Below are 8962 nucleotides of genomic sequence, written 5' to 3' on the forward strand. Positions count from 1 at the left end.
CTGCATAAGGATCAGATTTCAGAAAAGGAATCTGTTGATTCTTATAAGTTTGCTTTTGATGATGAAGCCTTCTTGGCTCGTAGAGAAACGATTGGTATACGCTTTGAGCTTGAGTTGCTCAAACCAGAGATTCTCTTAAAAGAGCGGGGTATTGAGCATACGATTACAGTGTTTGGCTCCACGCGCTTTGTTAGTCGTGAGAAAGCAGCATCGATGCTGAGAGAAGCGAAAACCCCAGGCGAGATTGAGGCTGCTAATACGGCATTGCTTCATAGTCATTACTATGAATCGGCTAGAGAATTTGGGGCTTTGGTTGCCAAATACAATGCTACCCAACATCAGAGTGCCAATAAATTACATATCTGCACTGGTGGAGGCCCGGGAATTATGGAGGCGGCAAACCGTGGTGCATTTGAGGCTGGTGATGAAACCATCGGATTTAATATTAGCCTGCCACGAGAGCAGCACCCTAATCCCTACATTAGTCCTGGCCTTAGTTTTCGTTTTCACTATTTTGCTTTGCGCAAAATGCATTTTATGTTGCGCGCAAGAGCCATTGTGGCTTACCCAGGGGGATTTGGTTCCTTTGATGAGTTATTTGAAGTCCTGACATTGATACAAACTAAAAAAGTAGTCAACATCCCGGTGATTTTGGTAGGCAAGGTGTTTTGGAATGAAATGGTGAATTTTCAACAAATGCTTCACTTTGGGGTAATTGATCAAGAGGATATGAAAGAAATTCATTTTGTAGAGACAGCGCAAGAAGCTTGGCAGGTTATTCAAGATTTTTACCAGCTAGCATAAAACGTTAGATGTCAAAGTAAAATCGTTTCAAATAGTCTCATTAAATCATCCTATGCAAACTAGCTTATCTACCAATCTCGATCTACCCGGTTATCTATTGGGTGGCGTGATGTTACTCATAGTAATGATTTTTCATGGGGCGTTATTGCTGCAGATCGCTAAGCGTTATGAAGTAAAAACTTTCCTGTATTTGGCAGAGAAACAATACTCAGCAGTAGCAGTATGTTTTTATGTCAGCGTATTTTGTTTGTTCTTAGTTCATATTGCAGAGATACTTATTTGGGGCGTAGTACTTTATGCTTTGAAGTTAATTCCTGCACTGGGTCAAAGCATTTTGTTTGGCGGAAGCACCTACACTGCCATGGGCTTTATGGAGGACATTCTTCCTGATGGCTGGAAAATGTTGGCGGTCATTATTGCCTTTTCTGGGATGTTTGCATTTGCTTGGACTGCATCGGTGATGATTTCAATGACTAAAAACTTTCGTCAGGCATATACCAAGCTTCATATGAAAAAGCTCAATATTGCCTCTGAAGTGATCGACCGATTTGAATAAGCATCACTTATGAGCAAAGTCTGGGATGCCATCATCATTGGTGGCGGTGCCGCTGGCTTATTTTGCGCTGGCATAGCAGGTCAATTAGGCAAGAAAATCCTAGTTTTGGATCATGCGCCAGTATTGGGTGAAAAAATCCGTATTAGCGGTGGTGGACGCTGTAACTTCACTAACTTGTATAGCGCTCCAGCGAATTTTCTCTCGCTTAATCCCCATTTTGTAAAAAGTGCGCTCGCCAGATATCCTTCGGCAGAGTTCATTAAGCTGGTCCGTTCGTATCGTATTGGATTTCACGAGAAGCATCAGGGACAGTTATTTTGTGATGATTCGGCAAAGCAAATCATTGAGTTGTTATTTGCAGAGTGTGCCAAAGGCCAGGTGGAAATTCGTCATCCAGTGGCAGTGGAGTCTATCGCCAAAAGTGGCGAATATTGGGTGGTTGGAACAAGTGCGGGCACAGAACAAAGCAAGGCGGTGGTGATGGCAACAGGTGGATTACCTGTCCCCGCTATAGGAGCTACGGCATACGCTTTGGATATTGCAAAGCAGTTTGATATTCGCGTAAATGATCCTCGGCCTGCATTAGTGCCGCTTTCATTTACCTCCGATACATTTGGCGATCTGAGCGACTTAGCTGGACTTTCGGTACCGGTGAAAATTGCTGCGGGATTAAAAGGTCATCGATATGGTGCCTGCTGTTTTTATGAGGACCTCCTACTCACTCACAAAGGGCTTTCGGGTCCTGCCGTGCTTCAAGCAAGTAGTTATTGGAGTGAGGGAGAGTCTATTCATATTAATTGGTTGGGTAATGAAAGAGGATCGGGAGACACTCAATGTGAAAGTATTTTTACTAATGAAGAGCATCGTCTCAAATTGACTGAAAATTTATTGGCAATTGCTTTGCCTCAGCGATTGGCAAAAGCTTTTGCAGAGCAGAGCGGATTATTGGGACGTAAATGGGCAGAAGTTTCTAAAAAAGATCGCCATGCTCTACAGGAGTTGGTGACTCATTGGGCAGTGAAGCCTGCTGGGACGCTGGGTTGGAAGAAGGCTGAAGTCATGTTGGGAGGGGTGGACACCAAAGAGCTGGACAGCCAATCGATGATGTCTCGTCAACATGCAGGTTTGTACTTTATTGGCGAATGCGTAGATGTGACTGGTCATCTAGGAGGGCATAATTTTCAATGGGCCTGGGCCAGTGGCCATGCATGCGCACATGCTTTATAAAACACCAATTAAAAGCGTATCTCATTTGGTTGTTGTATAAAGACTATTAATAGCGCTCTTTAGCGATACAGAATTCATTTTTTAAGGCTTCTATCATGTTGAAATTTCTCCGTATTGTCGGCTCATTTCTCATCGCTTTGGTCTTAGGAGGGTCTTTGAGTTCAGCTTGGGCCGCATTTCCTGAAAAGCCAGTCAAAATTATTATTGGATTTCCTGCTGGAGGTCCGCTTGATGCTCACATGCGTTTGTTAAGCGATAAGTTGCAGGCGGTATTGGGTCAACCCGTGATCATTGATTACAAGGCTGGTGCGGGTGGCGCAGTTGGTGCACAGTCAGTAATGCAATCTCCGCCTGATGGATATACCTTGCTTCTGGCAAATACGGGAACCATGGTCATTAATCCAGCAATTTATACAAAGTCGCCCTATGACACATTAAAAGATTTTCAGCCTATTGCTAGGACGGCACAGCAACCACTCGCTTTAATAGTTAACAAAGATGTGAGCGCTAATACATTAAAAGAGTTTGTGGCATACGCAAAAGCGAATCCTGGAAAATTGAATTACGGTTCTGCTGGAAATGGCGGTATCTCGCACTTAGTGCCCGAAATGCTCAAGAGCGAAACTGGAATTTTCATGGTGCACATTCCTTTCAAAGGCAGTGCCCCAGCATTTACAGACTTAATCGCTGGTCATGTGCAATTTATGGCTGAATCTGTTCCCCAGGCAGCAAATTATGCAAAACAGGGTAAGGTGAAAGCGCTGGCTGTTACTAGCGCTAAACGAAACCCTGCGCTCCCCAACACTCCAACTGTCATAGAGACAGGGATTGCCAATTTGGAAGTAGTGGGTTTTTATGGAATTCTGGCGCCAAAAGGGACGCCACCAGAGGTCACTAATAAATTGAGTGGGGCGTTCAAAGAAACGTTAGAGTCTCCGGAAATCCAAAAGCGCATGATTGAGCAAGGGGCTGATCCCGCTTATCTCAATGCCGATCAATTTACTAAATATTTGGCTGCGGAGATGCCTCGCTGGGCTAAAGCAGTAAAACAGGCGGGTGCAAAGCTTGATTAATTGGGCTGATTTCTCATCCAATTGGCAGTGTTAAAGAAAGACTCTTCCAATTGCTTGGCGATATTGCCTTCAATCCCACATTCTTCTAATGCGCGATACATACATGCCAACCATTGATCGCGTTCGTTAATGCCAATTTTGAACGGTAGATGACGTGCGCGTAGCATCGGATGCCCATACTTGGGGGAGTACACGTCAGGGCCGCCCATCCAGCCTATTAGAAAGAGTTTGAGCTTTTCTCGGGAGGTGCTCAAGTCCGCGTGGTGCATTGCCCGCAGTTCGGAAAATTGGGGCTCCAAGGACATGAGGTCATAGAACCGATCGACTAATTCATTGATTTTATCGATCCCGCCAATGGACTCAAAAACGCTCTTTCTATGTGTCATATTGTCATTTTAATGCTTTAAATTTGTAGGAATTGGCGCAGCGCCAATTTCGGTATACAGTGGATATTAGAGTGTTGCTTAACCCCTTATTTCAGGAGCTTAAAAATGGATGCAAAAGATTTGCAAAAATGGCAGCGTGAAAAAGCAAAGGAGCTTTTTGATTACTCGCATACTTTATTAGAAGCTGCAAAAAAACTCAGCGATAACCATATGGCAGAGATTGAATGGGGCATGAAAAATGCCTTAGATAGCGCTAAATCAGCTGCCAAAAACGATCTTCAAAAGCTCAAAAGTTTGCAAGAAGAAGCGGCTAAAGAAGCAGCTAAGCGTGCTGCCGCTTATCAAAAGAAAGTAAAGGCTGTACTCAAGGAATTAGGTGAGGGCGCTGCCGATGAAACTGAGAAGCATCTTGAGAAGGTGCGTAGTTCGCTAGTCAATTGGCTTGAAGATGCTGAAAGCAAAGTGCCTATGCAGGCTGAGAAATTGTCAAAGGTGGTAAATGAGATGTCTCAAGCCGGTCAAAAGATGTTTAAAGAGGGCCGACGTATTGTGAATGAGGTGGCCGAGACTGCAGAAAAGAATATCGACGAGATGGTGAAGAAGTCATCGGGATCGAAAAAATAAAGTAGTCTAGATTTGTTATCCCAAAAACGCCTCACCATGCTGAGGCGTTTTTATTTCCACCCCTGAATCCAAACATCAGTATCGGTGAGCTCTCGCCAGGCTATTCGCCTTGTTTTCTTGCTATAAATCGCCTCTATCTCTACAAACTCAATCGGTTGATCGGGCATTTCAGGGGTAATGATCTTGCTCACTAGAAAGTGTTTTTGTTTAGCCACAGGATTGACTGCAGTCCATTTGCTCAGCAGTAATTTTTTGGGATTAACATTCATTACTCAATGCTCCTATAGAGCGGTACATTGATATTCACGACCATCATAGGTAAGTAATCCACTAGAGGGCGAAAAAACTGCCCGAGTTTGTGTGTTTTCAGTGGAGCATTTTTGATCAAAAAAGCTTTGATGACCTAAGCTTCCGCAATAGTCTAATTTGACATCTTTCAATTCCATTTGTGCTTTGCGCAAAACCATCGACATTTTGTTTTCAGCAGGAGAGCTGCAGTTCCAGGTTGTGTAAGAATCACGTTCGCAGCCTAATAGGAGGATGCACGCGCATACGGAGGGTCCTATGACCCATTTGGGAATTGTTTTCATGAGGGTAGCTTACCGTGAAATCCCGTTTCCCTTCATCTTGGTGTAGTGTATTAATATTTAGTTTCATGAATTCAATAAAAACGGAGACATCATGAGCGCCAATCAGAATATCAATCGCCGGCATGCACTGAAGTTAAGTCTTGGGGCGGCAGCGATTTCAGCGGTGCCTGCTACCAGTCAGGCTCACGGAACTCAGATTAAAACCCCTTTTGTGGTTGATCAGACCTATATCCCCATTGCAGGTAGCGTTGAAGAATTTCCTGTAAGGCGAATTTACTGTATTGGTAGAAATTATGCAGCGCATGCTAGAGAAATGGGATCAGACCCTACTCGTGAGCCACCATTTTTCTTTCAAAAACCGACTGATGCTATTCAGTTTGTTGCGCCCAATAAGATAGTTGATCATCCTTATCCAACACTGACGAAAAACTACCATTACGAAGTGGAATTAGTCGCAGCCTTAGGAAAGGGAGGCAAAAATATTCCAGTAGAAAAAGCCCTCGAGCATGTCTTTGGTTATGCTTTGGGCTTAGATATGACGAGACGCGATTTACAGCGTTTTATGGGCGATCAAAAAAAGCCTTGGGAGATTGGAAAATCGTTTGATCACTCAGCGCCCATAGGCCCCATTTTTCCTGTGTCTCAAATTGGACATTTCCGAAGTGGAAAAATTGCCTTATCAGTGAATGGCGTGACTAAGCAAAGTGCAGACCTCAATCAAATGATTTGGTCTGTTGCCGAACAAATTTCTAAACTTTCCGAGGCCAACGAACTATTTCCGGGGGATATTATTTACTCAGGAACACCGGAGAACGTAGGTCCCGTAGTGAGGGGTGACGTGATCCGGTGCACGATCGATCGTTTGCCGGACCTCGTCGTCAAAATTGTTTAGGGGTGATTAAAGAACCCAGAAATGATGGGTTCCATCCTTGCCTAATTGCTCCACCAAGCCAAACTCCCAGTCTAAGTAGGCTTGCATCGCAGCGGGATCAATGTTTGTTCCTTCATAGGGGCGTTTGTAGCGATCTAACGGTGGGGAGGCTAAATGCGCGGCACCTTTTTCTAGATCTAAACCAGCGCTACTCCACGCTGTATTTCCACCCTCAAGAATCAGCACCTCTGCTTGAGTGAGCTCCTGAAATTCTTGCGCAACAAATATGGCTAATTCTGCCGGCGAACTAGTGAGAACGTAGCGATCTACTGTTGGCAATTTCAAGAGTGCTTCAGATAGTTGTGAGCGCAGGGCGTACCAGCTACCAGGGATGTGACCTTTTACATAGTTAGCGTGTGTGCTGAAATCGACCACGAGCGTATTGCTATCTGTTCTAAGCCAGTGAGATAAGGTTTTGGCATCTACAGATGGAATCGTTGGTAGTTGGGGAAGTGGCGCTTTCCACGCACCGCGCTCGGTTAACTGGTCCGTAGTAATGTCATCCAGAACATATATCTCCCAAGCCATTTGCGCTAACCAGGAGGCGGGCATATTAGCTCGTACGCCACCTCCACTAGGATCAACTAATACGATTCGAGCGCCGCGCACCGGGGCAACCATTTCTGTTTCCTGAACGAGTTGACCGCCAGGTACAGAACGAAATCCTGGAAGATGGCCTGCTTCATATTCTTCTGGTGTGCGCGTGTCAAAGAAATATGTCGTGCGTTCACTTTGAGATTTCCATTTGTTGACATCTGCTAATGAGGCGCGTTTAACACCAGCGCGATCAGCAACGCTACGAGCACGCTCGGCTGCTTCACTAGTAGTGGCTTGACTAACAGCTTTAAATTTTCGAGTCTGGCCTTTATCTAATTCTTGGCCAGCAAGAGTCCAGCCAATGGTGCCGTTTCGTAGGGCATTCACTTCATTGGGAATGCCAGCATTAATTAAGGATTGAGTGCCAATAATGCTACGTGTTCTACCAGCGCAATTGACAATTACTTTGGTATTTGGGTTCGGCGCAAGTTCAGGTAGACGCAATACGAGCTCAGCACCTGGGACGCTAATACCTGTGGGAATACTCATCGTGTTGTATTCATCAAAGCGGCGAACATCAACTACGACGACATCCTCTTGATCATCAATCAGTTTTTTTACTTCCTGGGCCGATAGAGAGGGAGTATGGCGTTTTGATTCAACGAGCTCTCCAAACGCTTTGCTGGGCACATTGACATCTTTGAATACTTCGCCGCCCGCCATTTTCCAACCTTGCACGCCACCTTCAAAAATGGAAACATCAGTAAACCCCATTGCTAGCAAGCGTTGTGCAGCTAGTTTGGCATAGCCTTCGCCATCATCCAAAGTCACAATTGGGGTATCCTTTTTTGGTAGCTTGCCATAGGCATCGACCTCAATGCGCGAGAGGGGTAGATTGGCAGCAAATAAAGGGTGCTCCCGAGCGTGCGGGTCTTCTTCGCGAACATCTAAAAGCGCAATCTCTTCCCTGTTTAAAAGCTTATTGCGAACAAATGCATAGTTTTTAAATGAAATACTCATTTTGTCTTTGTAGTATTGAGTGGATAAGAAAAGATTTTCTATCTTGACTAATCTAATTTAGCGCCAGATTTCTTAACGACTTCACTCCAGCGCACCACTTCTTGATTGATGTAATTGGTTAATTCAGCGCGACTCATTTTGGGTACGGTCGCTCCCATACCAGCCCATCGCTCTTTGATTTCAGGGGAGGCTAAAGCGATCTGAACCTCTGCGCTCATCTTGTCGACGATATCTTTAGGTGTGCCTTTAATCGCCCACATCGCATACCAACTAGAAACAACAAAATCCTTGATGCCAAGCTCTTGGGCGGTAGGCACATTAGGAAATGCAGGGCTGCGTTGATTGCTTGCAACGGCCACAGCTATTAGCTGACCACTTTTAATAAAAGGAGCTGCTCCCGCAAGGGTATCAAACATCATATCTACCTGGCCGGCAACGAGGTCTTGTAGAGCAGGGCCGGTGCCGCGATAAGGAATATGGGTAATAAATAATTTATTTTGAATTTTGAATAACTCGCCCGTTAAGTGTTGCGAGGTACCGTTGCCAGTAGATGCATAGTTGAACTTCCCTGGATTTTTACGAATTTCTTCCATGATCGATTTCAAATCGTTCTTGGAAAATTTATTGGGGTTCACCACAATGACATGGGGAACGCTGCCAATAATAGCGATCGGCTCAAAATCTTTTGTGATGTCATAACTCAGATTGGTGTACATGCTCGGAGCAATCGAGTGATGTACGGCACCAAGTAACCAGGTATAGCCATCTGGTGGCATTTTTGCTGCTGCAGCAGCGCCGACAGTGCCACCAGCACCACCTCGGTTATCCACCACAATTGAGTCATTCAGTTGTACTGACAGTTGTTTGGCTAAGGGGCGTCCGAAAGCATCCACAGCGCCACCCGGTGGGAAGGGATTGATAAAAGTAATAGGTTTGTTTGGCGATGGCCAAGAAGTGTTTTGAGCAACAGAGGGCATCGAAAAGAGCGAAATCATAGCTGCAATGCCTAAAACAAGGATATTTCTACGCATTTGGCGTCTCCCAGTGGTTTTTTTGAATTTAAAACATTTTGGCCGATTGGGCGTTTATAAGAGTTATCCCTGATAAAAAGGGCTATTTCTGGTGGTTTTTATAGGGATATACTGATTCGGCTGTTGTTATGAATGTTTATTTGATTAATGGGAGACGAAATGTCACAACACGATACATTGTTA

General features: G+C 44.8%; 10 protein-coding genes. 6 read left to right on the plus strand and 4 right to left on the minus strand.

Translation table 11 applies throughout. The features are described 5' to 3' along the window. From KIH43_RS01750 to KIH43_RS01765, 4 genes are all read left to right on the plus strand, one after another. The coding region (locus tag KIH43_RS01750) for an LOG family protein (RefSeq protein WP_297717072.1) at positions 1 to 804 on the plus strand (804 nt) is incomplete at its 5' end. A 52-nt stretch (positions 805 to 856) separates the two neighbouring features. Next, positions 857 to 1360 carry a hypothetical protein gene (locus KIH43_RS01755; RefSeq protein ID WP_296967754.1) on the plus strand — a complete coding sequence of 168 codons (504 nt, stop codon included), beginning with the start codon at positions 857 to 859 and terminating at the stop codon, positions 1358 to 1360. Between the two features lie 9 nt (positions 1361 to 1369). Beyond that, complete coding sequence (locus KIH43_RS01760) at positions 1370 to 2587, plus strand: aminoacetone oxidase family FAD-binding enzyme (RefSeq protein ID WP_297717075.1); 1218 nt, start codon at positions 1370 to 1372, stop codon at positions 2585 to 2587. Positions 2588 to 2682: 95 nt separating this feature from the next. Beyond that, a complete protein-coding gene (locus KIH43_RS01765) occupies positions 2683 to 3660 on the plus strand; it encodes a tripartite tricarboxylate transporter substrate binding protein (RefSeq protein WP_297717078.1) in 978 nt (325 codons plus the stop codon). Here KIH43_RS01765 and KIH43_RS01770 read toward each other — a convergent pair. After that, complete coding sequence (locus KIH43_RS01770) at positions 3657 to 4046, minus strand: group II truncated hemoglobin (protein ID WP_296967759.1); 390 nt, start codon at positions 4044 to 4046, stop codon at positions 3657 to 3659. The genes KIH43_RS01765 and KIH43_RS01770 overlap by 4 nt on opposite strands. Before the next feature lie 105 nt (positions 4047 to 4151). Here KIH43_RS01770 and KIH43_RS01775 point away from each other — a divergent pair, with 105 nt between their 5' ends. Further along, positions 4152 to 4670 carry a phasin family protein gene (locus KIH43_RS01775; protein ID WP_296967762.1) on the plus strand — a complete coding sequence of 173 codons (519 nt, stop codon included), beginning with the start codon at positions 4152 to 4154 and terminating at the stop codon, positions 4668 to 4670. A gap of 50 nt (positions 4671 to 4720) precedes the next feature. On the opposite strand, the gene KIH43_RS01780 is transcribed toward KIH43_RS01775, so the two are convergent. Beyond that, positions 4721 to 4939 (minus strand): TIGR02450 family Trp-rich protein, encoded by a 219-nt coding sequence (locus KIH43_RS01780; protein ID WP_297717081.1) that lies wholly within the window; start codon positions 4937 to 4939, stop codon positions 4721 to 4723. A gap of 412 nt (positions 4940 to 5351) precedes the next feature. Between KIH43_RS01780 and KIH43_RS01785 the strand changes: the two genes are divergently transcribed. Further along, positions 5352 to 6152 (plus strand): fumarylacetoacetate hydrolase family protein, encoded by an 801-nt coding sequence (locus KIH43_RS01785; RefSeq protein WP_297717085.1) that lies wholly within the window; start codon positions 5352 to 5354, stop codon positions 6150 to 6152. A 6-nt stretch (positions 6153 to 6158) separates the two neighbouring features. On the opposite strand, the gene KIH43_RS01790 is transcribed toward KIH43_RS01785, so the two are convergent. Together KIH43_RS01790 and KIH43_RS01795 are read right to left on the minus strand one after the other, a co-directional pair. Beyond that, positions 6159 to 7748 (minus strand): rhodanese homology domain-containing protein, encoded by a 1590-nt coding sequence (locus tag KIH43_RS01790; RefSeq protein WP_297717088.1) that lies wholly within the window; start codon positions 7746 to 7748, stop codon positions 6159 to 6161. Between the two features lie 47 nt (positions 7749 to 7795). Next, the gene (locus KIH43_RS01795) at positions 7796 to 8779 is read right to left on the minus strand and encodes a tripartite tricarboxylate transporter substrate binding protein (RefSeq protein ID WP_297717091.1); all 984 of its coding nucleotides are present in this window, start codon (positions 8777 to 8779) and stop codon (positions 7796 to 7798) included. Positions 8780 to 8962 lie beyond the last annotated feature (183 nt).

The organism is Polynucleobacter sp. (assembly GCF_018500155.2).
GTDB lineage: Bacteria > Pseudomonadota > Gammaproteobacteria > Burkholderiales > Burkholderiaceae > Polynucleobacter.

What these genes read in the sequence shown, in the direction of transcription:
- KIH43_RS01775 (WP_296967762.1), top strand. Translation starts at nt 4,152, where the DNA reads ATGGATGCAAAAGATTTGCAAAAATGGCAGCGTGAAAAAGCAAAGGAG.
- KIH43_RS01765 (WP_297717078.1), top strand. Translation starts at nt 2,683, where the DNA reads ATGTTGAAATTTCTCCGTATTGTCGGCTCATTTCTCATCGCTTTGGTC.
- KIH43_RS01785 (WP_297717085.1), top strand. Translation starts at nt 5,352, where the DNA reads ATGAGCGCCAATCAGAATATCAATCGCCGGCATGCACTGAAGTTAAGT.
- KIH43_RS01795 (WP_297717091.1), bottom strand. Translation starts at nt 8,779, where the DNA reads ATGCGTAGAAATATCCTTGTTTTAGGCATTGCAGCTATGATTTCGCTC.
- KIH43_RS01780 (WP_297717081.1), bottom strand. Translation starts at nt 4,939, where the DNA reads ATGAATGTTAATCCCAAAAAATTACTGCTGAGCAAATGGACTGCAGTC.
- KIH43_RS01790 (WP_297717088.1), bottom strand. Translation starts at nt 7,748, where the DNA reads ATGAGTATTTCATTTAAAAACTATGCATTTGTTCGCAATAAGCTTTTA.
- KIH43_RS01770 (WP_296967759.1), bottom strand. Translation starts at nt 4,046, where the DNA reads ATGACACATAGAAAGAGCGTTTTTGAGTCCATTGGCGGGATCGATAAA.
- KIH43_RS01760 (WP_297717075.1), top strand. Translation starts at nt 1,370, where the DNA reads ATGAGCAAAGTCTGGGATGCCATCATCATTGGTGGCGGTGCCGCTGGC.
- KIH43_RS01755 (WP_296967754.1), top strand. Translation starts at nt 857, where the DNA reads ATGCAAACTAGCTTATCTACCAATCTCGATCTACCCGGTTATCTATTG.